The sequence below is a fragment of the Streptomyces sp. NBC_00631 genome (assembly GCF_045206895.1).
In the GTDB taxonomy this organism is placed as follows: Bacteria; Actinomycetota; Actinomycetes; order Streptomycetales; family Streptomycetaceae; genus Streptomyces.
Map to the genome: position 1 here is coordinate 7,664,272 of NZ_CP107734.1, position 25,677 is coordinate 7,689,948.

Here is a 25,677-nt window from a genome sequence, read left to right on the forward strand (position 1 = left end):
GCCGTCACCCCACCCGAGCACGGGCCGGGAAGCCTGACCCACGAGCCGGCTTCCCGGCCTGTTCCCATGGCTGGAACAGGGCCCTGAGCCCGGCCTCGTCCGTGCTGCCCGGAGCCGCCGTCAGGATCACGATCTTCAGTTCCGAATCGCCGTCCGTGAGGACGTCGCAGTCCACCTCCACCGGCCCCACCTCCGGATGCTCGACCGTCTTGCGGTCCCCGCGATGGGCGGCCACCGTGCCGCTCGCCCAGAGCCGGGCGAACCGCTCGTTGCCCTCGGCCAGTTCGCGGACCAGCTCGGCCAGCCGGGCGTCGTGCGGGAAGCGGCCGGTGGCGCGGCGCAGGTCGGCCACGATCGCGAGGTCGGAGTCGTCGCCGTTCGCCGCCCGCACCGGCCACGCCGAGAGCCGGGCCGCCTCGCCGCCCACCGGGAACCGCTCGCGGGCGAGGTTGCGCAGTTCGGGCGGGGTGTCCGACGGGTCGCCGAGCAGTGCGGCCCAGGCGGGGTTCCAGCACAGCAGCTGCCAGTGCGCGGTGAACACGGCGGCCGCGACATCGCCGAGCCGGTTCAGCACGCGGTGCACGCCCGGCGGGAGCTGGTCGGGGATCGGGCCGTCGTCCGGGGGCTGCAGCCCGGCCATGCGGTAGAGGTGCTCGCGCTCGGTGCGGGTCAGCCGCAGGGCGCGGGCGAGGGCGGCGACCACCTGTCCGGACGGTGCCGTGGCCCGGCCCTGCTCCAGGCGGACCACGTAGTCGACGGACACCCCGGCGCGTTCGGCGAGTTCCTCACGGCGCAGTCCGGCCGCGCGCCGGGCCCGGCCGACCGGCAGTCCCAGGTCCGACGGTGACAGCCGCTCCCGCCAGGCACGGATGGTGGCACCCAGGTCGGTCGTCGTTTTCCCGGTCATTCCTCCATCCTGCCTCCTCGGCGGTCCTGGTACCGACGTTCCTACGGTCGAGGCGTCCCTGGCAGCGCGTTCGCGCCGGGCGCACGATCGGCCCATGACCATCACCTTCATCACCGGGGCCAACAAGGGCCTCGGCCGCGAGACCGCCCGCCGCCTCGTCGAGCTGGGCCACACCGTGCTCGTCGGCGCCCGCGACCCGGAGCAGGGCGCGGCGGCGGCCGGCGCGCTCGGCGCGCGGTTCGTCCGGATCGACGTCACCGACGACGCCTCGGTCGCCGCCGCGGCCGCGGACGTGGCCGCCCACGAGGGCAGGATCGACGTGCTGATCAACAACGCCGGCATCGCCGGCCCGCACGGCGACCCGGGCGAGCTCACCGCCGCCGACGCGCTCGCCGTGTTCGACGTCAACCTCTTCGGTGTCATCCGCGCGACCACCGCGTTCCTGCCCCTGCTGCGCCGTTCGGCGGACCCCGTCGTCGTCAACGTCAGCAGCGGACTGGGGTCGATCGCCGTCACCCATGATCCGGCCCGGGTCGAGTCCACCGTCGTGGCGCCGCTCTACAACTCCTCCAAGGCGGCCCTCGTCATGCTCACCACCCAGTACGCCAAGGCCTTCAAGGACATCCGCGTCAACGCCGTCGATCCCGGCTACACGGCGACCGACCTCAACGCGCACAGCGGCCCGCAGACCGTCACCGAGGGCACCGACGCGATCGTCCGCCTCGCCACCGAGCCGTCCGACGCCGGGACGGGCCGCTTCATCGACCGGCACGGCCCGGTCGCCTGGTAGTCCGTACGGCCTCCGCCGTCGTGTAACCCGTTCGCCCCTCCGGAAGCATCCGCCTCACCCGTCAAAAGCCCAGCTCACAGCCGTGCGGCCCGCTTCGCCGTCTCAGATAGTAGGAAGTCCGAGTAATTGTGCAGACAGAAGCGGGCCGCTCCCTTACTTTTGTAGGAGCCGAACGTCTCGCTAGATCAAGCGAATGGCGGTCGTGAGCCGGGCCCCGTGCAGGCAACCCCTGCGGCCCCGCTCCCCGCCCCTTCCGGCGTCTCGTATCCCCCCTGCCGTACTCCAGGTATGCCGAAGGAGTCGATTCCCATGGCCGAGACGACCGTCCGCCGCCGAGTCCGCCACGTGTCCCGCACGAGCGAGTCCGACCGCAAGAACGCCGCCGCCGCCCTCCAGCGCGCCCTCGACCGCCGGGACAACGGCGGCGAGACAGGCCACTGAGCCGTTCGACAAGCCGTTGACGCCTCGCCGGTAACACGTGTAGCAACCCCTCGACGGGAGCCGCACCCGCACGGGGTACGGCGCGGCCGGGACAGCCGCGCCGTACCCTGCGGATCACTGCCCGCGCCGTACCTCGAAGTGGTCGATCCGCGCGCCGCTCTGTGCCAGCGCCGACACCTTCAGCCTCGGGGCCGTACCCGCCTCCGCCTCGACCTTGAGGAAGGAGAAGCCGGTGTACCGCACCCGCGACCACTCCACCGTCTCGGCCACGTTGTGCTGCCCCTTCGCCCAGTGGAAGCTGTCCACCGCGTCGTGCCGGGTCACGTGCCCCTCGTAGCTGTCCTCGACCCCCGAGGGGAACCTGTACAGGTCCCGTCCCCCGCCGCCCGCCGTGACGTACACGATCCCGTCCCGTGTCGGGTCGGTCGAGCCGCCGGCCGGGACCGCGCGGCCGACCTCGCCGTCCCGCACCGCGTCCGTGCGCTCGTAGACGTGGTTGTGCCCGTTGATCACCAGGTCCACCTGGTACTCGGCGAACAGCGGCAGCCAGGCCGCCCGGATCCCGCCGTCGGAGGCGTGCGAGGACGTCGAGTACGCGCAGTGGTGGAAGAAGACGACGACGAAGTCCACGCCCTTCGCCGCCCGCAGCTCCTTCAGCTTGCTCTCCAGCCACTTCGTCTGCCGGCCGCCGCTGTAGCCGAGGTTGGCGGGGATCTCGTACGACACGTCGTTCGCGTCCAGCGCCACGAAGCCGACGTTGCCGTAGGTGAACGCGTAGACGCCGGGCGCCCCGTGCGGGTCGAAGCCGTTGTCCGGGAGGGCGAAACGGGCGTACTGGCCGCCGTAGCCGTCGGGGGAGTACCAGGCCTCCATGTCGTGGTTGCCGGTCGTCACCATCCACGGGACGGACCGGGCCACCGGGTCGTTCTGCTTCAGGAACCGGTCCCACTCCCGGGCGTCGTAGCCGTCCGAGGTCCTGCCCGTGCCGTTGCCGTCCGCGTAGCAGATGTCGCCGGCGTGCAGATGGAAGGCCGGGTCCTGTTTCAGCAGCGCGTTGTCACTGGCCTTCCCGGCCCGGCTGACGCCCTGGTCGCCGAAGGCCGTGAACACGAACCGCTCCGGGCTCGCGGGCGCGGTGCGGAACGGGGTGATGGTGGCGCGGTGGCCGGGGGCGGTGGGGTCCCAGCCGTCGTGGCCCACGCCGTAGTAGTACGTGGTGCCGGGCGTGAGGCCGTCCAGGGCTGCGTGGACGTAGTACTGCTCGACCACCGGGCGCACCCCCTGCACCCCGGGCGTGTGCAGATGCCGGACCTCGGCGGCGACGGGTGTGCCCAGCTGGTCCGGGCGCGTCCCGATCCGCACGAACGGCTTCCGCACCGCGAACGGCACCTGCCAGGAGATCCGCAGCTGCGTCCGCGGATCGACGCCGAAGGCGAGATGGCGGCCGAACGGCACGACCGCCGCGCCGCGGACCGCCGAGGTCGCCGGTGCCGGGTTCGCGGACCTCGCCGGCGTCGTCGAGCAGCCCGCGACCAGCCCGCCGCCCGCCACCGCGGCCGCCGTCACCAGGGTGCGGCGGCTCACCGGCCGGGCACGCAGGTACTCGTACTGCTCGGCCATGCTCATCCGCGCGGCCAGCCGCGGCGGGATGCCGAAGTCGGGGACGGGGGGTCCGGGGGGTGTCCCCCTGGAAGGCGCAGTCATAGGTGAGACGCTTCCCAGCGCGGGCCAACGCCAGCCGCACACACGGGTGAACGCCGGTTGACGGAACGACCCGCCGCGTCCGTATGCCGGACACTCCATGTCATCCCATGGGACGAGGAGTAGGGTGCCGACATGTCTCGCAGCATCGATCTCGCAGTGATCCCCGGTGACGGCATCGGGCAGGAAGTCGTGGCCGAAGGCCTCAAGGTCCTCTCCGCCGTCCTCCCCGAGGACGTGAAGCTGGAGACCAAGGAGTACGACTTCGGCGCCAAGCGTTACCACACCACCGGTGAGACCCTCACCGACGCCGACCTCGACGCGCTGAAGCAGCACGACGCCATCCTGCTGGGCGCCATCGGTGACCCGAGCGTTCCCTCCGGCGTCCTGGAGCGCGGCTTCCTGCTGAAGCTCCGCTTCGCCTTCGACCACCACGTCAACCTGCGCCCGTCGAAGCTGCTCCCGGGTGTCGCCACCCCGCTGGCCGGCGAGCCGCAGATCGACTTCGTCGTGGTCCGCGAGGGCACCGAGGGACCGTACACCGGCAACGGCGGCACCATCCGCAAGGGCACCGAGCACGAGGTCGCCACCGAGGTGTCCGTCAACACGGCCTTCGGCGTCGAGCGGGTCGTCCGGGACGCCTTCGCCCGCGCCCAGGCCCGCCCGCGCAAGAAGCTCACGCTGGTCCACAAGAACAACGTGCTGACCTTCGCCGGGCACCTGTGGACGAACATCTTCAACAAGGTGGCCGAGGAGTTCCCCCAGGTCACGACGGACTACATCCACGTCGACGCGGCGACGATCTACCTCGTCACCGACCCCGGCCGGTTCGACGTCATCGTCACCGACAACCTCTTCGGCGACATCATCACCGACCTCGCCGCGGCCGTCTCCGGCGGCATCGGCGTCGCGGCGAGCGGGAACATCAACCCCTCCCGCGAGTTCCCCTCGATGTTCGAGCCGGTCCACGGTTCCGCGCCCGACATCGCCGGCCAGGGCAAGGCCGACCCCACCGCCACGGTCCTGTCCGTCGCCCTGCTGCTGCGCCACCTCGGGTACGACGCCGAGGCCGCCCGTGTCGAGGAGGCCGTCACCGCCGACCTCACCGAGCGTCAGGGCAAGCCCGCCCGCTCCACCTCCGAGATCGGCGACGCGCTGGCCGTACGAGTAGCCGGCTGACCCGCCGAGCTTCTCGCACCACTCAGAAGCCGCCGGGTCGCACAAGCGCCCGGCGGCTTCCCCATGCCTGCCACCGGGTGCCACCATCTACCCCGGTCCGCATTCACCCCGATTCCTTCCACCCCGGCCCTCGCGCGATAATCGAACGCGGAGCCGCGCCATGAGGGAGTGCTCGGACGTCCTACGACAGGGCACTCGCCCTGCTACGGGACACCGGCCGTACGGGTGTGAGCGCGGCCCCTCACTACAACCGGTGCTGCACCTCCCGGGGGACACCCCCGGACCCGGCCGAAAAACCGGAGCCGCCCCGGCCCCAGCCTGGAAGCGAAGGACCCTACTGATGACGACGCCCACGATCGAGCTCAAGCCGTCCGCGCACCCGACCGCCGCCGCCGAGCGCGAGGCGATCCTGGCCAACCCCGGATTCGGCCGCCACTTCACCGACCACATGGTGACGATCAAGTGGACCGAGGGCCGCGGCTGGCACGACGGCCAGCTCGTTCCGTACGCGCCGATCCCCCTCGACCCGGCCACCAACGTCCTGCACTACGCCCAGGAGATCTTCGAGGGCCTGAAGGCCTACCGCCGCCCCGACGGCTCGGTGGCCACCTTCCGCCCCGACCAGAACGCCAGGCGCTTCCAGCGGTCCGCCCGCCGCCTCGCCATGCCCGAGCTGCCGGTGGAGACCTTCATCGAGGCCTGTGACCTGCTGGTCCAGCAGGACAAGGGATGGGTCCCGGCGCACGGCGGCGAGGAGTCCCTCTACCTGCGCCCCTTCATGATCGCCACCGAGGTCGGCCTGGGCGTCAAGCCGGCCAACGAGTACCTCTTCCTGGTCATCGCCTCCCCGGCCGGCGCCTACTTCCCCGGCGGGGTCAAGCCCGTCTCCATCTGGGCCTCCGAGGACCGCGTCCGCGCCGTCCCCGGCGGCATGGGCGACGCCAAGACCGGCGGCAACTACGCGGCCTCCCTGCTCGCCCAGGCGGAGGCGGCGGCCCAGGGCTGCGACCAGGTCTGCTACCTCGACGCGGTCGAGCACCAGTGGGTCGAGGAGCTCGGTGGCATGAACCTGTACTTCGTGTACGGGAACAAGATCGTCACGCCGACCCTCACCGGCTCCATCCTCGAAGGCGTCACCCGCGACTCGCTCCTCACCGTCGCCCGCGACCTCGGCTACGAGTCCGAGGAGGCCCGGGTCTCCATCGAGCAGTGGCAGCGCGACTCCGAGAACGGCACCCTCACCGAGGTCTTCGCCTGCGGCACCGCGGCCGTGATCACCCCGGTCGGCACGGTCAAGCGCGCCGGCGCCGAGTGGCAGCAGTCGGGCGGCGAGCCCGGCGAGGTCACCCTCAGGCTCCGCGAGGCCCTCCTCGACATCCAGCGCGGCACGGCCGAGGACAAGCACGGCTGGATGCACCAGCTCGGCTGATCCCGGTCCCCGCCGTTCGCACCAACAGGTGATCTTCGGCTTTCCGTTCGACGCGTATCACCTCCCCCGTACGGGTATCTCCTGAGTCCACACGGGGGAGGGAGCACGCGTGAGCGGACGGTCGCCGATGCCACGGCTGCGCTGGCTGATGCGCACGTTACGTACACCGCGCCGCCCACAGAGCCTCACCGTGCTCGCCCTGCTCACCGCCGGCGCCGGCGTGCTGCTGTGGCGGGCCTCGTCGATGGACAACTACGGGCAGAACCTCGCCCTCAACCTCGGCACCGACATCGTCGGCGTGGTCGTCACCGTGTTCGTCATCGGCCCGCTGATATCCCGGGCCCAGGAGGGCCGGGTCCGCGAGCACACCCGGCTGGACTACGAGTGGTTCGCCTCCCAGGTGTACGGCTCGACGTCCAACGTGAAGGTCCTGGACACCTTCTCCAACCTGTTCGGGCCGCAGTTCTCCGAACGGCTGTTCCGCGGTGTCAGATCCGCCACCGCGAGCGGCGCCCGGGTGCAGATCCTGCTCCTGGACCCGGACTCCCTCGCGGTCATCCTGCGCGGCCGCGAACTGGGCGAACAGAGCGCCGACATCCGCCGCGACATCATGCGCAACCTGCGCACCCTGGACGACTTCGCGCGCCGCCTGGACGCGACCTCCCGGCAGCTCCTTGAGGTACGGCTGTGCTCGACCTCCCCGGGCGTCACCCTCTACCGCTGGGACGAGCGCTGCCTGGTCTCCTTCCTGACCGTGGGGCGGCTCTCCGGCGAGGGGGTCCAGCTGGAGGTCGCGGTCCGCTCGCCGCTGGGCACCTTCGTGGAGCAGCGCTTCGACGAACTGTGGCAGCAGGGCAAGCCGATGGAACGGTTCACCCGGCTTCCCGTCACCCTCGTCGACGCCACGGACGGGCGACGGGAGTTCGTCTGCCGCTTCGTCTTCCTCGACGACCGCCTGTACGTCGCCGCGCCCGACCTCGTCACCTATCTGGCCCGCCGCCGGCTCGACCAGCTCAGCGCCTACAGCGACGCCCTGAACGGGTCCGGTGCGCACGACGTCATCGTGGTGGACGACGAGAGCGAGCTGCATCGACGGCTCATCCACCACTTCGAGGAGAAGTACGATGCGCAGGCGGCCGCCTTCGTGGAGTTGCGGCCGTCCACGGTCCTGGTCACGGAATGAACAGAGGGCCCCGCCACACATGAGCTCAGCGCACCACCCCCGTTTCCGCGCCTTCACGCCCCGTGACCTGGACGGTCTGCTCCGACGCGTCCTGCTGACGGACGATCAGCGGCTGGCGCTGCGGGCGGTCTCGTCGGTCCTGCCGTTCCGTACGAACGCGTACGTCGTCGACGAGCTGATCGACTGGTCCGCCGTACCCGAGGACCCGGTCTTCCGGCTGACCTTCCCGCAGGCCGGGATGCTGCCCGCGCCCGATGTCCGCCGGATGGCCGGCCTGCTCGCCAGGGACGCGCCGCGGGCCGAGGTCCAGCGCGCCGCGCACGAGATCCGGATGCGGCTCAACCCGCACCCCTCCGGGCAGCTCGACGCCAACGTCCCCGTGCACGAGGGGCAGCGGCTGACCGGCCTCCAGCACAAGTACCCGGAGACCGTGCTGGTCTTCCCGCGCCAGGGCCAGACCTGCCACGCCTACTGCACCTACTGCTTCCGCTGGCCGCAGTTCGTGGGTGAGACGGACCTGCGCATCGCGACGGACGACGTCGCCGCCACCAGCTCCTATCTGCGCGCTCATCCCGAGGTCGCCAGCGTCCTGGTCACGGGCGGCGACCCGCTGGTGATGAGCACGGCGGTACTGCGCCGCTACGTCGAGCCCCTGCTGCGGATCGACACCGTCCGCTCGATCCGCGTCGGCACCAAGTCCCTCGCGTTCTGGCCGTACCGTTTCACCACCGACCGCGACGCCGACGACCTGCTGCGCCTCTTCGAACAGGTGGTGGAGAGCGGTCGGCACCTCGCGCTGATGGCCCACTTCACCCACCCGCAGGAGCTGCGTCCGCCCGTCGTCCGGGAGGCGATGCGCCGCGTCCGCGACACCGGGGCCGTGATCCGCTGCCAGGGCCCGCTGGTGGCCGGGATCAACGACAACGCGGACGCCTGGGCACAGCTGTGGGAGGAGACGACCACGCTCGGCGCGGTGCCGTACTACCAGTTCGTGGAGCGGGACACCGGCCCCCAGGGCTACTTCGGCGTCCCCCTCGCCCGCGGCCACGCCGTCTTCCGTGACGCCTACGCCCGCGTCTCCGGCCTCGCCCGCACGGTCCGCGGCCCGGTCATGTCGGCGATGCCCGGCAAGGTCTGCGTGGACGGCGTCACCGAGGTGGCCGGCGAGAAGGTCTTCGCGCTCCACCTGATCCAGGCCCGCGACCCGGACCTGGTCGGACGACCCTTCTTCGCCGCGTACGACGAGGGGGCGACGTGGTTCACGGACCTCAAGCCCGCGTTCGGGGCGAGCCGGTTCCTGCCGGGGCTGGAGCCGGGGTGACCCGTGGGGGGCGGCCGACGTGCCGGGGGCTGCGCCCCCAGACCTCCGCTTCGGCCTGAACGGCCTCGTCCTCGAACGCCGGACGGGCGGGTGGGTCGCGCGGTCGCTCCCCTGTTAGAGCGACGTTCGATGTGCCTGACCTGCAGCTCAGGGGTAAAGGTTTCCTTCTCGCGGTCCGGAGTTTAGAGTGTTGCTCTAAGTCGAGCATGGCAAGAGGAAGCGAAGGAGGTGCCGGGCGTGCGACTGACCCCCACGGAACGTGACCGGCTGCTGCTCTTCGGCGCCGCCGAGCTGGCCCGGGCCCGTCGCGCGCGGGGCCTCAGGCTCAACGTCCCGGAGGCCACCGCGCTGATCGCGGACACCGTCTGCGAGGCCGCCCGGGACGGCAGGCGGCTCGCCGAGGCCGTCGAGGCGGCCCGCTCCGTCCTCGGCCCGGCCGACGTGCTGCCCGGCGTCGCCGACATCGTCACCGAGGTGCACGTCGAGGCCGTGTTCGACGACGGCTCACGGCTCGCGGTCGTCACCGACCCCATCGGGGGCGGCGGGCTGGGGGAGGAGGGACCCGGTGCCCTGCTTCCCGGGCCCGAGCACGCCGATCCGGAGGCGGTCGTACGGCTGACCGTCACCAACACCGCGGCCGTCCCGGTCTCCGTCACCTCGCACTTCCACTTCTTCGAGGCCAACCCCCGCCTCGACTTCGACCGCGCCGCGGCCTACGGACTGCGGCTGGCCGTGCCCGCCGGGTCGTCCGTGCGGTTCGGGCCGGGGGAGTCGCTGGAGGTCGGTCTCGTGCCGATCGGCGGCGGTAGGGTCGCCATCGGCTTCGCCGGGCTCGTCGACGGGCCGCTGGATGCGCCCGGCGCCCGCGAGGAGGCGCTGCGCCGCGCCGCCGCCTGCGGGTACCTGGGCGTACGAGACGCAGAGGAGGCCGGGCGATGAGCCGCCCCGGAGGTCACCCCGCCGAGGCCCGCCGCCTCACCCCGCACGAGTACGCGGCCACCCACGGCCCCCGCGCCGGCGACCGTGTCCGCCTCGGTGACTCGGGGCTGGTGATCCGGGTCGAGGACGACTCCCAGCGCCACGGCGACGAGTTCCTGGCCGGCTTCGGCAAGACCGCCCGCGACGGGCTGCACCTGAAGGCCGCCGCGGTCCGGGAGACCTGTGACGTCGTCGTCAGCAACGTCGTCGTGATCGACGCCGTGCTGGGGATCCGCAAGGTCTCCATCGGCATCCGCGAGGGACGCATCCGCGCCATCGGGCGGGCCGGGAACCCCGACACCCTCGACGGGGTGGACGTCGTGGTCGGCACCGGCACCTCGATCGTGTCCGGCGAGGGGCTCATCGCCACCGCCGGTGCCGTGGACACGCACGTCCATCTGCTGTCGCCGCGCATCATGGAGGCGTCGCTGGCCTCCGGCGTGACCACCGTCATCGGCCAGGAGTTCGGGCCGGTGTGGGGCGTGGGCGTCAACTCGCCCTGGGCGCTGAAGCACGCGTTCGGCGCCTTCGACGCCTGGCCCGTCAACATCGGCTTCCTCGGGCGCGGTTCTTCCTCGCACCGGGCCCCGCTGATCGAGGCCCTCGCCGAGGGAGGCGCCTCGGGCTTCAAGGTGCACGAGGACATGGGCGCCCATACGCGGGCGCTGGACACGGCGTTGCGGGTCGCCGAGGAGCACGACGTCCAGGTCGCCCTGCACAGCGACGGGCTGAACGAGTGCCTGTCGGTCGAGGACACCCTGCGGGTGCTGGAGGGCCGGACCATCCACGCCTTCCACATCGAGGGCTGCGGCGGCGGACACGTGCCCAACGTCCTGAAGATGGCCGGTGTCCCCAACGTCATCGGCTCCTCCACCAACCCCACCCTGCCCTTCGGCCGGGACGCGGTCGCCGAGCACTACGGGATGATCGTCTCCGTCCACGACCTGAAGACCGACCTGCCCGGCGACGCCGCCATGGCCCGCGACCGCATCCGCTCCGGGACCATGGGCGCCGAGGACGTGCTGCACGACCTGGGCGCGATCGGCATCACCTCGTCCGACGCGCAGGGCATGGGCCGGGCCGGGGAGACCGTCCGCCGTACCTTCGCCATGGCCGGCAAGATGAAGGCCGAGCTCGGCGCCCCGGACACCGGCCACGACAACGAGCGCGTCCTGCGGTACATGGCCAAGCTGACCATCAACCCCGCGATCGCCCACGGCCTCGCCCACGAGGTCGGCTCGATCGAGGTCGGCAAGCTCGCCGACATCGTGCTGTGGGCGCCGGAGTACTTCGGGGCCAAGCCGCAGCTGGTGCTGAAGGCCGGTTTCCCGGCGTTCGGCGTCACCGGCGACCCGGGTGCGGCCACCGACACCTGCGAACCGCTCGTCCTGGGACCGCAGTTCGGGGCGCACGGCGCCACCCCCGCCGACATCTCCGTCGCGTTCGTGGCCCAGGCCGCCCTCGACCAGGGCCATGACACCATGCCCACCCGGCGCCGCCGGGTCGCCGTCCGCGGCACTCGCGGCATCGGCCCGGCCGACCTGCGGCTCAACTCCCGTACCGGAACGGTCGACGTCGACCGGCGCACCGGCCTGGTCACGCTCGACGGCGAGCCGCTCCACTCCGAGCCGGCCGACTCCGTCTCCCTCAACCGCCTGTACTTCCTCTGAAGGACCCCCCATGAACAAGGCAGCCTCCGACGGCTTCCACATGCCCGCCGAGTGGACCCCGCACGAGCGCACCTGGATGGCGTGGCCGGGCCCCAACCCCACCTTCGACGACCCCGACGACCTCACCGCCGCACGGATGGCCTGGGCCTCGGTGGCCCGCACGATCCTCCGCTTCGAACCGGTGACGGTGGTGTGCGGCCCCGGCCAGTCGGCGGACGCGCGGACGCTGCTCGGCCCGGGCGCCGACACCGTCGAGCGCGAGCTGGACGACGCCTGGATGCGGGACATCGGCCCCACGTTTCTCACGAACGGCCGTGAACTGGCCGCCGTGGACTGGACGTTCAACGGCTGGGGCGCCCAGCACTGGGCCCGCTGGGAGCACGACGCGAAGATCGCCGCGTATGTCTCGGACCTCGCGGGCGCGAAGACGTATGCCTCGCGTCTGGTCAACGAGGGCGGGGCGATCCACGTCGACGGCGAGGGGACCGTCGTGCTGACCGAGACCGTGCAGCTCGGCCCCGAGCGCAACCCGGGCTGGACGAAGGAGGAGGTCGAGGCCGAGATCCACGGAATGCTCGGCACCCGCAAGGCGATATGGCTGCCGCGCGGCCTCACCGGCGACTACCCCCCGTACGGCTTCGGCACCCTCGGGCACGTCGACATCGTCGCCGCCTTCGCCCGCCCGGGAGTCGTGGTCGCGCACTCCCAGCCCGACCCGGCGCACCCCGACCACGAGGTGACCAAGGAGGTCATCGGCCTGCTGCGATCCCGGACCGACGCACGCGGCCGGGCGCTGGAGGTCGTGGAGGTCCCGGCCCCGACCGTCCTGGAGGCCGACGGCCACTGGGCCGACTACTCCTACATCAACCACTACCTCTGCAACGGCGCGGTGGTGCTGTGCGGCTTCGGTGACCCGCGCGACGAGACCGCCGCCGGGATCTTCCGCCGCCTGTTCCCGGAGCGGACGGTGACGCTGGTGGACGCCCGTACGATCTTCTCCGGCGGGGGCGGTATCCACTGCATCACGCAACAGCAGCCGAGGATCTAGGAGCCGACGATGGCCGGTGGGCGCAGACAGGCCCCGCCCCGCGAGGACGTGCTCGCCGCCGCCATGACGATGATCGCCGAACGGGGGCTGGAGAAGCTGACCATGGCCGCGCTCGGCAGCGAGGTCGGCATGAGCAGCGGCCATCTCCTCTACTACTTCCACTCCAAGGACGAACTGCTGCTCCAGACCCTGGAGTGGAGCGAGGACCGGCTGGGCGCCGAGCGCGGCCGGCTGCTCACCCGGCGCGGCACCGTGCGCGAGCGCCTCGACGCCTACGTCGACCTGTACGTCCCCGACGGGCACCGGGACCCGCACTGGACCCTCTGGCTGGAGGTCTGGAACCGTTCGCAGAACGCCGACGAGGCGGCCCGCGACCGGCAGGCCGCCATCGAGGGCGCCTGGCACCGCGACCTGGTGGCACTGGTCGCGGAGGGCATCTCGCGCGGCGAGTTCCGGCCCGTCGACCCGGACCGGTTCGCCGCCCGCCTGCGCGCCCTGCTGGACGGCTTCTCCATCCATGTCGCGATCGGGCTGCGCGGCACGGACCGGGCACAGGTCCTCGGCCATGTGAGCGAGTTCCTCGAAGCGGATCTTCTCGCGGACGCGTGACCTTACGACCGGGTTGTACGCACTGAGGGCTGGACGGCCGGCGTGTGATCCTCGGCTCCCTGTCCTGTCCTGCCCGGACGGAGTGACGAGCGCCCGCCTGGTCGACCTGCGCCCCTGAGCCGGGGGCGACCGCATCCTGAGACAGTGCGTGAGCCGGGGGCGGGGCTGTGCCAGACTGCCTCCGTGCTCTCGTTCGCCACGATTATTGGCAGCAGGCGCGCCGGTCCGCAGTGACCACCACGTACGACCAGGTACGGGTGGCCATCGTCGTCCTCGACCCGCGCGCAGACCTCTCGCACCCGCGAGGGGTTTTTTCGTTTTCCGGCCCACCTTCAGCCGGGAGACAGGCGCGAGGGACCATGGAGGCACGGTGGAGCCGGTCATTCCGGTACGACCGAGACAAGACATCAGGAGCCTAGGGACCATGACCGAGACGGAAACCCACGAGCTGGACGACTCGTTCCACGTCTTCGACACCACGCTGCGCGACGGCGCGCAGCGCGAGGGCATCAACCTCACCGTCGCGGACAAGCTGGCCATCGCACGGCACCTGGACGACTTCGGCGTGGGCTTCATCGAGGGCGGCTGGCCGGGCGCCAACCCCCGGGACACCGAGTTCTTCGCCCGCGCCCAGCAGGAGATCGACTTCAAGCACGCCCAGCTGGTCGCCTTCGGCGCCACCCGCCGGGCGAACGCCAAGGCGGCGGACGACCCCCAGGTCAAGGCGCTGCTGGACTCCGGCGCCCCGGTGATCACCCTGGTCGCCAAGTCCCACGACCGGCATGTCGAGCTGGCGCTGCGCACCACCCTCGACGAGAACCTGGAGATGGTCCGCGACACGGTGTCCTTCCTGAAGGACCAGGGCCGCCGGGTCTTCGTCGACTGCGAGCACTTCTTCGACGGCTACCGCGCCAACCCCGAGTACGCGAAGGCCGTCGTACGGGCCGCCGCCGAGGCCGGCGCCGACGTGGTCGTCCTCTGCGACACCAACGGCGGCATGCTTCCCGCCCAGGTCAACGCCGTCGTCTCCACCGTCCTCGCGGACACCGGCGCCCGGCTCGGCATCCACGCCCAGGACGACACCGGCTGCGCGGTCGCCAACACCCTGGCCGCCGTCGACGCCGGCGCCACCCACGTCCAGTGCACGGCGAACGGCTACGGCGAACGGGTCGGCAACGCCAACCTGTTCCCGGTGGTCGCGGCGCTGGAGCTCAAGTACGGCAAGCAGGTGCTGCCCGCGGACCGGCTCCGCGAGATGACCCGCATCTCGCACGCCATCGCCGAGGTCGTCAACCTCACGCCCTCCACCCACCAGCCCTATGTGGGTGTCTCCGCGTTCGCCCACAAGGCCGGCCTGCACGCCTCCGCGATCAAGGTCGACCCGGACCTGTACCAGCACATCGACCCCGAGCTGGTCGGCAACACCATGCGCATGCTGGTCTCCGACATGGCCGGCCGCGCCTCGGTGGAGCTCAAGGGCAAGGAGCTCGGCGTCGACCTCGGCGGCGACCGTGAACTGGTCGGCCGCGTGGTGGAGCGCGTCAAGGAGCGCGAGCTCCAGGGCTACACCTACGAGGCCGCCGACGCCTCCTTCGAGCTCCTGCTGCGCGCCGAGGTCGAGGGCAGGCCGCGCTCCTACTTCCGTGTCGAGTCCTGGCGGGCCATCGTCGAGGACCGCCCCGACGGCACCCACGCCAACGAGGCCACGGTCAAGCTCTGGGCCAAGAGCGAGCGCATCGTCGCCACGGCCGAGGGCAACGGCCCGGTCAACGCCCTCGACCGCGCCCTGCGCGTGGCCCTCGAAAAGATCTACCCGCAGCTCGCCAAGCTGGACCTGGTCGACTACAAGGTCCGCATCCTGGAGGGCAAGCACGGCACCGAGTCCATCACCCGCGTGCTCATCTCCACCTCCGACGGCAGCGGCGAATGGTCGACGGTCGGCGTCGCGGAGAACGTCATCGCCGCCTCCTGGCAGGCCCTGGAGGACGCGTACACCTACGGCCTGCTGCGCGCGGGCGTGGAACCGGCGGAGTAGCGCGGAGGCTGGGGGCTGCGCTCACGGCCCCCAGCTCCCTCTTCGCTACTGGAGGTGCCACTTCTGGTTGGACGCCCCCGTGCAGGACCAGATCTGCGCCCGGGCCCCGTTCGCCGACGAGTTGTCCGTGACGTCGAGGCACTTGTTCGCCGCCGTGTTCACGACGTCACCGGTGGACGAGTTGGACGACCACTGCTGCGCACCGGTCCCGTTGCAGTCGTACAACTGCACCTTCGCGCCGTCCGCCGTCGAGGCCGACGTCACGTCGAGGCACTTGCCGAGCGCCTGGATCGACCCGTCGGACCGCACGGTCCACTGCTGGGCGGTGGAGCCGTTGCAGTCGTAGAGCTGGACGGCCGTGCCGTTCGTGGTCGAACCGCCCGCCACGTCCAGGCACTTGCTCGCCAGCCCCACGAACGCGCCGGTCCGGCTGGAGTCGCCCGACTGGGTGCCGGACCAGGTGAAGGTCGCCGAGGTCTTCCCGGGGAGCGAGTAAGTGGCGTGCTGGGAGCCCCAGTCGATGGTCATGGTCGTGGCGCTGGACGAGTCGTTGTAGGCGATCAGGGCCTTCGAGCCGTCCGGGTTGCGCCAGGCCACGTTCGGCACCGCGGTGGACGCGGTGGAGGCGATCCGCTGGGCGCCCGGCCGTACGAACCTGGTCAGCTGGCCCATGTCGTAGTACTCGACGGTGTAGTCCACGGTCCCGCTCGCGCCGTCCCCGTCGTGCACGGTGACCAGACCGGTGCAGGTGCCGCAGCCGCCGTTGTGCGGGCCCATGTTCTGGTCCACGGCGAGCGACCACTTGGTCACCGACTTCGCCCAGTTGCGGGTGTAGTCGATGATGTTGTTCATGTCCTCGCGCTGCTGGTCGGCGATCCAGGTGCCGCCGGAGTGCTCGGTGCCGAAGGCGTCCAGCGTGGGGTACTGGTTGTGCACGGTGGTCTGCTCGGAGACGTCACCGCCGTATCCGTGCCAGGCGATCCCGCCGAAATTGGGGTGGTTGCGGATCGTCGGGTCGTTCACGAGCGCGGCCGCGTAGGAGTCGTAGGCGTCCCAGTTCCAGTCGTGCGCGAGGACCTTGGTGGACAGGCCGGCCGACTGGAGCTGCGGCAGCAGGTCGTTCTTGAGGAAGTACTGCAGCCCGGAGGCGTTCCAGCTCATCGACGGGTAGCCGGAACAGCAGGTGGGCTCGTTCTGCGGGGTCACGTAGGAGACGTTGACGCCCTGGTCCTTGTACGCCTGGAGGTACTTCACGAAGTACCCGGCGTAGGCCGCGTAGTCCTCCGCCTTCAGCCAGCCCCCGTTGAGCGAGCCGCTGTCCTTCATCCACGCCGGCGCCGTCCATGGCGAGGCCATGACAGTCAGGGAGGGGTTCAGCTGGAGCGCCTGCCTGGTGAGCGGCACGACGTCCGCCAGGTCGTGCGAGATGGAGAAGCTGTTCAGGTTCGGGTCGTTCTGCCCGGCGGGTATGTCGTCGTACGTGTACCCGTACCGTGCCAGGTCCGAGGCGCCCATCGGATTGCGCAGGAACGACAGCCCGATGCCGTTCGTCGGCGAGAACAGCTTCTGCATGGTGGCGTCCCGGGTGGCCTGCGACAACGCCCCGCTGCTGTTCATCAGCCAGGCCGCGGTGTCCGTGAAGGACGCGCCGCCGCCGGTGAAGGTCTGGTAGCGGGTGTTCTCGTCCACGGTGATGTTCTCGCCGCTGCCGCCGGTCCCGGAGGAGAAGGCGAACGGCGTCTGCGCCTGGAGGCCGCGCGTGACATGGCGTCCGGCGGAGTCGTCCGTGGTGGTGAGGTACGCGGTGACCTGTTCGCCGGCCGCGTGCGCCGGCGGTACGACCGCGCTGAAGCCGGCCGCGGTGAGCAGGCCGGCCAGGAGCAGCCGGAGGCCGCGGGGTGTTCTTCTCGCCGGCACGTGGGGGGTGCTTCTCATGGGCACATCGCCCTTCCTGACGGGACGTCTTGACGGGGAAGCGAGCCGTTAGTTAACTCACGACGTGATCTAAGCCATGAGTGAACTGTGAGAGCCCTGAGTGAACCAGAGAGTCGAGGGAAGGTCCATGCCAAGAACCGCCCTGCTCGTGTCCACCGCTCTACTCGCAGCCCTGATGCCCCTGTCCGCGGCCCGCGCCGCCGACGACCCCGCGCCGACCCCCGTGGACCGCTTCGAAGGTGAGGTCCCCTTCGCCTCCCAGCCCGCCGAGGGCATCTTCACCTGGGGCGGCGACAGCGACGATCCGCCCACCCTGCGGTTCGCCGACCGCGCCGACGCCCCCGAGGGCGCCAAGGTCCTGTCCGGCACCTACGACATCAGCGGCTACGGCGGCTTCACCCACGACTTCGCCGCCACCGAACCCGCCCACGACTGGTCCGCCCACAAGGGCATCCGCTTCTGGTGGGACGGCCAGGACAACGGCAAGAAGACCGCCTTCGAGATCAAGGACGGCGGCACCGACGGCGAGGCGTCGGAGCTGTGGACGACGTCGTTCACCGACGACTTCTCCGGCTGGAAGCAGATCGAGATCCCGTTCACCGACTTCGTCTACCGGACGGACTACCAGCCCGTCGGAGGCATCGACCACGTCCTCGGCCTGACTCGGATGTGGGGCTACGCGGTCACCCTCCCCGTCGGGGTCAAGGGGCAGTTCGCCATGGACGACGTGGAGCTGTACGGCAAGGCCGACCAGGCGCTGCGGGCGTCGGTCACCACAGACGCGGCCGTCTACCCGGTGAAGGCGGGCGGCACGGCCTCGGTGAGGGTCACGGTCGCCACCACCGGCTCCGCCCCGATCGACGACCCGGTGACGGTCACCTACGAGACGGCGGGCGGCACCGCCGAGTCCGGCAAGGACTACAAGGCGGTCTCCGGCACCCTCACCTTCCCGGCGGGCACCGCCTCCGGGGCGACCCGGACCATCGAGGTGCCGACGCTCAAGGACCGTTCGGCCGAATCCGCCAAGACCATCCCGCTGAAGCTCACGGTCACCGGCGCCAGGGCCCCCGCGGAGACCCCGCAGGTCGTCATCGACGCGCACGGACTGCCGTACCTGGACAGCAGGTTGCCCGTGAAGAAGAGGGTCGCGGACCTCCTCTCCCGGATGTCCCTGGCGGAGAAGGCCGGGCAGATGACCCAGGCCGAGCGGGGCGCCGTGGGCAACGGCGGCGACATCGCCGCCTACGACCTCGGCTCGCTGCTCTCCGGCGGCGGCTCGACGCCCACGCCCAACACGGCCGCGGCCTGGGCGCAGATGATCGACTCCTTCCAGCTCCGGGCGCAGGCGACCCGGTTCCAGATCCCGCTGATCTACGGTGTCGACGCCGTGCACGGCCACAACAACCTGGCCGGCGCCACGATCATGCCGCACAACATCGGCATCGGCGCGACCCGCGATCCCCGACTGGCCGAGCGGACAGGCGCGGTGACGGCGGCCGAGGTCCGCGCCACCGGCATCCCCTGGGACTTCGCGCCCTGCCTCTGCGTCACCCGTGACGAACGCTGGGGCCGCTCCTACGAGTCCTTCGGCGAGGACCCGGCGCTGGTGAAGTCCATGGAGACGGTGATCCAGGGGCTGCAGGGGCGCGCCGACGGACGTGACCTGAAGGACGACGACAAGGTGCTCGCCACCGCCAAGCACTTCGTCGGCGACGGCGGCACCGCCTACGGCTCCTCCACGACCGGCACCTACACCATCGACCAGGGCGTCACCACGGTCACCCGGCAGCAGCTGGAGGCGATCCACCTGGCGCCGTACCAGACGGCCGTGGACCGGGGCATCGGCACGGTCATGCCGTCGTACTCCTCGCTCGACATCGTGGGCGACGGTCTGGGCCCGGTGAAGATGCACGCCCGCGCCGACATGATCAACGGGGTGCTCAAGGACCGGATGGGCTTCAAGGGCTTCGTGATCAGCGACTGGAACGCCATCGACCAGCTCCCCGGCGACTATCCCTCCCACGTCCGCACGGCCGTCGACGCGGGCGTCGACATGATGATGGTCCCCTACAGCTACCAGGACTTCACCTCGACCCTGATCGACGAGGTCAACGCGGGTCGCGTCAGCGAGCAGCGCGTCGACGACGCCGTCTCCCGCATCCTCACCCAGAAGTTCAGGCTGGGCCTCTTCGAGCACCCGTACGCCGACACGTCCGGGGCCTCGGAGATCGGCTCCGCCGGGCACCGGGCCGTCGCCCGGCAGGCGGCCGCCGAGTCCCAGGTGCTGCTGAAGAACTCCTCCGGTGTCCTGCCGCTGAAGAAGTCCCAGAAGGTGTACGTCGCCGGGTCCAACGCCGACGACCTCGGCAACCAGACCGGCGGCTGGACCATCACCTGGCAGGGCGCCTCCGGCACCCACACCACCGGCACCACCATCCTCCAGGGCATGAAGAACGCCGGGGGAGACGTCACCTACTCCAAGGACGCCTCGGCGCCGACGAGCGGCTACGACGTGGGCGTGGTCGTCGTCGGCGAGACCCCGTACGCCGAGGGCGTCGGAGACGTCGGCAACGGCAACGACCTCGTGCTGTCCGCCGCCGACCAGGCGGCCGTGGACAAGGTGTGCGCGGCCATGAAGTGCGCGGTCCTGATCGTCTCCGGGCGCCCGCAGCTGATCGGCGACCGGCTCGGCGAGATCGACGCCCTGGTGGCGTCCTGGCTGCCGGGCACGGAGGGCGACGGCGTGGCCGACGTGCTCTACGGCAGGAAGGCCTTCACCGGTCAGCTCCCGGTCACCTGGCCGAGGTCCGAGGCGCAGCTGCCGATCAACGTGGGCGACGCGTCGTACGACCCGCAGTACCCGTACGGCTGGGGTCTGACCACCCTGACCAGGGCTCCCCAGGGCGGCGAGGCCACCCTGAAGGCGCTCGGCGTGGCGGCCGGGGCGGCCGAACGGGCGGGCGCCGACTCGGCCGGCCGGAAACTGGTCACCAAGGCGCGCCTGCTGGTCCAGGCGAAGGCCGGGCAGTCGATCACGGCGGCCGTCTCGAAGCCCTTCGCCGACGCGGACCACCTGCTGCTGACCGGCAGGTACGCGGCGGCGGTGGAGAAGCTGACGGAGGCGTACCGGGCAGCGTAGAGGGACAGCACTCTTTGGGAGGCTTCGGGGTACTTTCGAACCATGAAGGCGGTGCGACGGATCCCCCGAAGCCTCCCGGGGCTGCTGTTCCTGGCGTGTGCGCTGGCGCTGGTCGCCCTGACCGCCGTCGCCCCGCGGGCCGGCGCGGCCACCGGTGTCTCGGCGATCGCCGACGCCCTGCGCAAGAACCCGGTCTACGTCGACCCGGCGGCCGCCGCCCAGCTCTCCACGGCCGACGCCGACGCGCTGGCCCGGCAGATCAAGGACGCGGACAAACCCCTGTTCATCGCCGTCCTGCCGGCCGGGTACCCGACCCAGAACCTCTTCACGAACCTGCGCACCGCCACCGGCATCACCGGCCTGTACGCCGTCCGCCTCGGCGACCGCTTCGACGCCCGCGCGGACTCCTCGGTGCTGCCCCGGACGGCCGTGCAGAACCTGGTCACCAGTGTCCAGGGCCAGACCGCCAGGACCCAGCTCACCGACTTCAGCGACCGCGCCCTGACCAACATGGGCGGCAAGGCCCCCTCGACCTGGGGCGGCGGCACGGGCGGCTCAGGGGTCTCCAGTACGGCGCTGATCGCGATCGGAGCAGTGGTCGTGGCCGGCGGAGCGGGCGCGTACGCGATGGTCCGCCGTAACCGCCGGCGCCACGAGGAGGAGCGGCGGGCCGCTCTGGACCGGCTCCGGGTCGTCGTGGACGAGGACATCACCGCGTTCGGCGAGGAACTGGACCGCCTCGAATTCCATCCGGCCGAGCCGGGCGCCGACGACGCGATGCGCGGGGACTACGAGCATGCGCTGAACGCCTACGACCAGGCGAAGTCCGCCATGGCCGGCGCCCGCAGACCGGAGGACGTCCGGGCGGTCACCCAGGCGCTGGAGGACGGCAGGTTCTCGCTCGCCCAGCTGGCCGCCCGCCGCGAGGGCCGCCCGCTGCCGGAGCGCCGCCCGCCCTGCTTCTTCGACCCCCGGCACGGCCCCTCGGTCACGGACGCCACCTGGACCCCGCCCGGCGGCGCGCCCCGCGAGGTCCCGGTCTGCGCGGCCGACGCCACCCGCCTGGCCGACGGCCGCGACCCGGTGGTCCGCGAGGTCGACACGGACTACGGCCGCCGCCCCTACTGGGACGCGGGCCCGGCCTACGGCCCCTGGGCGGGCGGCTACTTCGGCGGCGGCATCCTCCCCGGCCTCCTCCTCGGCACCGCCCTGGGCGGCTGGATGTCCGCCCCCGCCTACGCGGCCGACTACGGCACCGGGTACGGCGACTTCGGCGGCTTCGACACCGGCGGCTACCAGGGCGGCGACGTCTCGGGCGCGGACTTCGACCCCGGGGACTTCGGCGACTTCGGCGGGGGAGGCGGGGACTTCGGCGGCGGGGGCGGGGACAGCGGGGACTTCGGCGGCGGGTTCTGACCTACTCCGCTTGTCCCAGGCGCTCCATCACGGCGGCGGCGAGCAGCAGTACCCCGCGCTCGGTCTCACTCAGCGACCCGAGGGCCCCGGCCAGCCAGGCGTCCCGCTGGGCCATGTCGGCCTCCAGCGCCCGGCGCCCCGCTTCGGTCAGGCTCAGCAGGGACTGCCGGCCGTCGGAAGGGTCCGGCGCCCGCTCGATCAATCCCTCGGCCGCCAGCTCCGCGAAGACCCGGGTCAGCGACTGCGGCCGCTGCCGCTCGGCGGCCGCGACCTCGCCGGGCGTGGCCGGCCCGTGCCGGTACAGATGGCCGAGCACCGACAGCTGATTGGGACTGAGGCTCCCGTCCGCGCGCTCCTGCCGCAGCCGGCGGTTGAACCGGAGGACGGCACGACGGATACGGGCGGCTTCGGGGAGGTGCTCCATGACAAGATCGTACGCGAATACTTACTACCTGCCGCCGTTCCGTGCCCGTATCCTCGGCTTGTGACCGCCAAACTCATACGCAATGCGTACGAAGCCGGGCTGACGATGACGGCCGTGCTGCTCTCCTGGGGAGCCGCGCTGGCGCTGGAGGGGGCCGCGGGGCTGCACACCGATGTGCTGGTCCTCGCGGTCGCCCTCACCCTGACCCTCGCCACGAGCCACCGCACCGCCGACACCCGCCGACGGCTGACCTCCCTGGTGCTGCTGCCCGTGACAGCCGCCGCCTCGATCTTCGTCGGCCGACTGCTCGCCTCCGACTACGCGGCGGGCGCGGCCGTCTACACGGCAGGAATGGCGCTGGCCATCTGGATCCGCCGGTACGGCCCGGTCGCCACCAAGGTGGGCACGCTGATCGCCCTCCCCCTGGTGGCCCTGCTCGTGGTCCCCGGCCCCGCACTGCCGGCCCGGGCACAGAGCGGGCTGGTGACCTGGGGCTGGTCGGCGCTGATCGGGGTGCTGGCGTGCTGCTCGGTCTGGCTGGTGCAGGGCCTGGCCGACCGCTACGGCCCCTGGCGCGCATCCCCGGCCCCCGACCCGCCCCCACGCCGCTCCCGTCTCCACCCCCGCCCCAGCACCCGCATGGCCCTCCAGATGGCCGCCGGGATCGCCACCGCCTTCGCCCTCGGCCACCTGCTCTTCGACGACCACTGGCCCTGGGTCGTGCTGACCGCCTACGTCGCGGCGAGCGGCAACCGCGGGCGAACCGACGTACTGCGCAAGGGAATCGAGCGCCTGGCCGGCGCCTGCGTGGGCACGCTCCTGGCCACTGGCGTGGCGGCGGCAGGTTTCACCGGCCACACCGCGGTGGCCCTGATGTTCACGATCCTCGCGATCGCCCTCTGGCTACGCCCCCTGAGCTACGGCTACTGGGCCGCCGGCGTGACCTGCGCCCTCTCCCTCCTCCTCGGCTACTTCGGCCAGAACGCCCTCCACCTCCTCCCCACCCGTCTGGAGGGCATCGCGGTGGGCGCGATCCTGTCGGTGGCGTCGGCCTGGTGGCTGCTGCCGGTACCGAAACGCCGCAAGGCCGGCGTTGGCGTGACCCAGGCCGGCGGCATGCCACCAGGCCGGCGGGGAGGGCCCGTTGACGACGGAGGACGGTTGATCCGGGTGCAGACCGAGCCGCCACAGGGCGCGTGAGTCGACCGACAGCCCGATCCACCCGCGCCGGCGCCCGGTGACCTCCCGTCGGCACGCGAGCTCCCACCGAAGCTCCGCTCGAACTCCGGTGTCGTGCAGGTCCGCGAGCTCGGCGAACTGCTGCTGCGTGAGCCGCGCCTGTTTCCGGTGGTGGAAGTCGGCCCGCGCGCCGACGACGTACTGCTCTGCGTGAGCGAACTGGCCACCAACGCGTTGATCCACGGCGTCCCTTGCGGGCCGGGGCCTGCTGGTGGTCAGCGTGGTGGTGCGAGTTCGCGGTGGAGGGCGCTTATGGCCCCACCCGCGATTGATCGTGGATGCTGTGCCTTGCGGGCGAGGGCTAGGCTCGTGGCTGGTCATGGTTGCCGACGAGGGGGTTGCGAGGCATGAGCGGGAGAGTGACGGCGGTCAGCAGCAACGGGGAGTATTCGTTCACCAAGCCGAACCGGGACAGCGTCAGACTGCTCACCGGGCTTGGTGTGGAGGGGGACGTTCACGCCGGTGTGACGGTCAAGCACCGCTCGCGCGTCGCGCAGGATCCCACCCAGCCGAATCTGCGCCAGGTCCACCTCATTCACGAAGAGCTGTTCGCCGAGGTCGGCGAAGAAGGCTTCAAGGTGGCTCCCGGCGACCTCGGCGAGAACATCACCACGCGCGGTATCGATCTGCTCGGTCTGCCGGTCGGCACAGTGCTGCGCATCGGCGACTCGGCAGTCCTGGAAGTCACCGGCCTCCGCAATCCCTGCCTGCAGATCGACAACTTCCGGGACGGGCTGCTGAAGCAGGTCGTCGGCCGCGACGAAGCGGGGAACATCGTGCGCAAAGCCGGAATCATGAGCATCGTGAGGGAAGGCGGCGTGGTGCGCCCTGGCGACACGATCGAAATGGAACTTCCCACCGGTCCGCACCGCCCCCTGGACCGGGTCTGACCATCTGGGCAACGGCTCACCTGGCGCGAAGTCGATCTGGCTCCACCGCCGCTCGGAAAGATCGGCAGAGCGGTGGGAAGGCGCCGCCAGGGTGGCCTGTTGCGGATGCGGGGGCAGGAAACGGGATGGTTGCGGTCCCCTCGGGACAGGGGGTACGAACGAGCCACGGGCCGACGGCCGAGCAGCGCCCAGGGTGAGCGGCTGCCGGTCGAGGGCGATTCCTGGTGGGATGCGGTCCAGTTCTGTAACGCCCTGTCCCGGCGTGAGGGGCTGACGCCCCGCGGATCACCTGTGCGTCGACGCCGAGACGGCCGAGTGGGACACCTCCGCAGACGGGTGCCGGTTGCCGACCGAGGCCGAATGGGGGGCACGCCTGCCGGGCCGGCACTGCCGGCCCGCGGTGCGGCCGGCTCGACGAGGTCGCCTGGTACCAGGGGAATTCCGACGGGTGCCTCCCGCGCCTCACGACGGGAGTGACCGAGGCCGCCGTCCTAGACTCGAAGGACCGCCACGGGGGACGCCTGCCCGAGGAGGACGCCATGGTGCGGCAGACCAGGCTGGCCGGGGAGTCCGAGGACTATCTCGCCGCCCGTGAGGAACTGCGGCTGGCCGAGGTCGAGCTCATGCGGCACCGCGAGGAGGTCGCGGCTCGGCGCCGGGCGCTCCCGCAGGGCCCACCCGTCGACGACTACGTCTTCCTCGAAGGCCCCTCCGACCTCGACGCCGGTGACACACCGGTCCGGGAGGCCGTACTGAGCGAACTGTTCACCGCCCCCGAACGCCCGCTGATCGTGTATCACTTCATGTACGGCAAGCTGCAGACCAGCCCCTGCCCGATGTGCACCCTGTGGATCGACGGCTACAACGGCATCGCTCACCACGTGGCCCGCAACGCGGACCTCGTCATCGCCGCGGCCGCCGACCCGCCCACCCTCCGGACATACGCCCGCGGCCGCGGCTGGCACCGGCTGCGGCTGCTCAGCTGTGGTGACAGCACGTTCAAGTACGACCTGGGCAGCGAGGACGAGGACGGCGCACAGGACTCCACGGTCTCCGTCTTCGTTCGCGACGGCGACGGCACGGTCCGGCACACCTACTCCGCCCATCCGCGCATGGCCGACGACATCCAGGAGCGCGGCATCGACCTGCTGACGCCCGTCTGGCACCTGCTCGACCTGACTCCGCCGGGGCGAGGGGACTGGTACCCGACCATCGACTAGCCGGCGGCCGCTCCGGCCAGGCTGTCCTGCCGGCCGCGGGCATGACCGAGCGCCCGCCCTCAGGGGAGTGGAAGGCGGGCGGTCAGCGGCCGTGATCAGAGCGGTCGGCGGTCCGGCGCCGCG

20 protein-coding genes and 2 pseudogenes are annotated in these 25,677 nt (G+C 71.5%); 18 read left to right on the forward strand and 4 right to left on the reverse strand.

Going from position 1 to position 25,677, the window contains the following annotated elements:
* Positions 1–4 precede the first annotated feature (4 nt).
* Complete coding sequence (locus OHB00_RS35335) at positions 5–907, reverse strand: helix-turn-helix transcriptional regulator (RefSeq protein WP_406440912.1); 903 nt, start codon at positions 905–907, stop codon at positions 5–7.
* 94 nt (positions 908–1,001) lie between these two features.
* Between OHB00_RS35335 and OHB00_RS35340 the strand changes: the two genes are divergently transcribed.
* The gene (locus OHB00_RS35340) at positions 1,002–1,697 is read left to right on the forward strand and encodes an SDR family NAD(P)-dependent oxidoreductase (protein ID WP_406440914.1); all 696 of its coding nucleotides are present in this window, start codon (positions 1,002–1,004) and stop codon (positions 1,695–1,697) included.
* A 309-nt stretch (positions 1,698–2,006) separates the two neighbouring features.
* Complete coding sequence (locus OHB00_RS35345; RefSeq protein WP_015493350.1) at positions 2,007–2,138, forward strand: hypothetical protein; 132 nt, start codon at positions 2,007–2,009, stop codon at positions 2,136–2,138.
* Between the two features lie 114 nt (positions 2,139–2,252).
* On the opposite strand, the gene OHB00_RS35350 is transcribed toward OHB00_RS35345, so the two are convergent.
* A complete protein-coding gene (locus OHB00_RS35350) occupies positions 2,253–3,842 on the reverse strand; it encodes a purple acid phosphatase family protein (protein WP_406440916.1) in 1,590 nt (529 codons plus the stop codon).
* A gap of 132 nt (positions 3,843–3,974) precedes the next feature.
* Here OHB00_RS35350 and OHB00_RS35355 point away from each other — a divergent pair, with 132 nt between their 5' ends.
* The 9 genes from OHB00_RS35355 to cimA all read left to right on the forward strand — a co-directional run bounded on the left by OHB00_RS35355 (position 3,975) and on the right by cimA (position 15,291).
* Complete coding sequence (locus tag OHB00_RS35355; protein ID WP_406440918.1) at positions 3,975–5,018, forward strand: 3-isopropylmalate dehydrogenase; 1,044 nt, start codon at positions 3,975–3,977, stop codon at positions 5,016–5,018.
* Between the two features lie 340 nt (positions 5,019–5,358).
* Entirely contained in the window at positions 5,359–6,447 is a 1,089-nt protein-coding gene (locus OHB00_RS35360; protein ID WP_406440920.1) for a branched-chain amino acid aminotransferase, read from the forward strand.
* Positions 6,448–6,556: 109 nt separating this feature from the next.
* Entirely contained in the window at positions 6,557–7,630 is a 1,074-nt protein-coding gene (locus OHB00_RS35365; protein ID WP_406440922.1) for a hypothetical protein, read from the forward strand.
* 19 nt (positions 7,631–7,649) lie between these two features.
* Positions 7,650–8,951, forward strand: a complete 1,302-nt coding sequence (locus tag OHB00_RS35370; protein ID WP_406440924.1) for a KamA family radical SAM protein — start codon at positions 7,650–7,652, stop codon at positions 8,949–8,951.
* 237 nt (positions 8,952–9,188) lie between these two features.
* The gene (gene ureA, locus OHB00_RS35375; protein ID WP_406440926.1) at positions 9,189–9,890 is read left to right on the forward strand and encodes an urease subunit gamma; all 702 of its coding nucleotides are present in this window, start codon (positions 9,189–9,191) and stop codon (positions 9,888–9,890) included.
* Positions 9,887–11,599, forward strand: a complete 1,713-nt coding sequence (locus OHB00_RS35380) for an urease subunit alpha (protein ID WP_406440928.1) — start codon at positions 9,887–9,889, stop codon at positions 11,597–11,599. Before ureA ends, OHB00_RS35380 begins: the two co-directional genes overlap by 4 nt.
* Positions 11,600–11,609: 10 nt before the next feature.
* The gene (locus tag OHB00_RS35385; RefSeq protein ID WP_406440930.1) at positions 11,610–12,647 is read left to right on the forward strand and encodes an agmatine/peptidylarginine deiminase; all 1,038 of its coding nucleotides are present in this window, start codon (positions 11,610–11,612) and stop codon (positions 12,645–12,647) included.
* A gap of 9 nt (positions 12,648–12,656) precedes the next feature.
* On the forward strand, positions 12,657–13,256 hold the full coding sequence (locus tag OHB00_RS35390) for a TetR/AcrR family transcriptional regulator (RefSeq protein ID WP_406440932.1): 600 nt from the start codon (positions 12,657–12,659) through the stop codon (positions 13,254–13,256).
* Between the two features lie 424 nt (positions 13,257–13,680).
* Positions 13,681–15,291, forward strand: coding sequence for a citramalate synthase (gene cimA, locus OHB00_RS35395; RefSeq protein WP_406440934.1), 1,611 nt, complete (start codon positions 13,681–13,683; stop codon positions 15,289–15,291).
* Positions 15,292–15,336: 45 nt separating this feature from the next.
* On the opposite strand, the gene OHB00_RS35400 is transcribed toward cimA, so the two are convergent.
* Positions 15,337–17,226, reverse strand: coding sequence for a ricin-type beta-trefoil lectin domain protein (locus tag OHB00_RS35400; protein ID WP_406440936.1), 1,890 nt, complete (start codon positions 17,224–17,226; stop codon positions 15,337–15,339).
* A 127-nt stretch (positions 17,227–17,353) separates the two neighbouring features.
* On the opposite strand from OHB00_RS35400, the gene OHB00_RS35405 reads away from it, so the two are divergent.
* Complete coding sequence (locus tag OHB00_RS35405) at positions 17,354–20,365, forward strand: glycoside hydrolase family 3 protein (protein ID WP_406440938.1); 3,012 nt, start codon at positions 17,354–17,356, stop codon at positions 20,363–20,365.
* A 42-nt stretch (positions 20,366–20,407) separates the two neighbouring features.
* On the forward strand, positions 20,408–21,781 hold the full coding sequence (locus OHB00_RS35410) for a hypothetical protein (protein ID WP_406440939.1): 1,374 nt from the start codon (positions 20,408–20,410) through the stop codon (positions 21,779–21,781).
* A 1-nt stretch (position 21,782) separates the two neighbouring features.
* On the opposite strand, the gene OHB00_RS35415 is transcribed toward OHB00_RS35410, so the two are convergent.
* Positions 21,783–22,205, reverse strand: coding sequence for a MarR family winged helix-turn-helix transcriptional regulator (locus OHB00_RS35415; protein ID WP_406440940.1), 423 nt, complete (start codon positions 22,203–22,205; stop codon positions 21,783–21,785).
* A 60-nt stretch (positions 22,206–22,265) separates the two neighbouring features.
* Between OHB00_RS35415 and OHB00_RS35420 the strand changes: the two genes are divergently transcribed.
* The 5 genes and pseudogenes from OHB00_RS35420 to OHB00_RS35440 all read left to right on the forward strand — a co-directional run bounded on the left by OHB00_RS35420 (position 22,266) and on the right by OHB00_RS35440 (position 25,554).
* A complete protein-coding gene (locus OHB00_RS35420) occupies positions 22,266–23,405 on the forward strand; it encodes an FUSC family protein (RefSeq protein WP_406440942.1) in 1,140 nt (379 codons plus the stop codon).
* A 117-nt stretch (positions 23,406–23,522) separates the two neighbouring features.
* Positions 23,523–23,648: pseudogene (locus tag OHB00_RS35425) on the forward strand (ATP-binding protein); the annotation flags it as partial.
* 143 nt (positions 23,649–23,791) lie between these two features.
* Positions 23,792–24,334, forward strand: coding sequence for an MOSC domain-containing protein (locus tag OHB00_RS35430; protein ID WP_406440944.1), 543 nt, complete (start codon positions 23,792–23,794; stop codon positions 24,332–24,334).
* Between the two features lie 153 nt (positions 24,335–24,487).
* Positions 24,488–24,780, forward strand: a pseudogene (locus tag OHB00_RS35435) (formylglycine-generating enzyme family protein); the annotation flags it as partial.
* Positions 24,781–24,873: 93 nt separating this feature from the next.
* Positions 24,874–25,554, forward strand: a complete 681-nt coding sequence (locus OHB00_RS35440; RefSeq protein ID WP_406446134.1) for a DUF899 family protein — start codon at positions 24,874–24,876, stop codon at positions 25,552–25,554.
* The last annotated feature ends 123 nt before the right edge of the window (positions 25,555–25,677 follow it).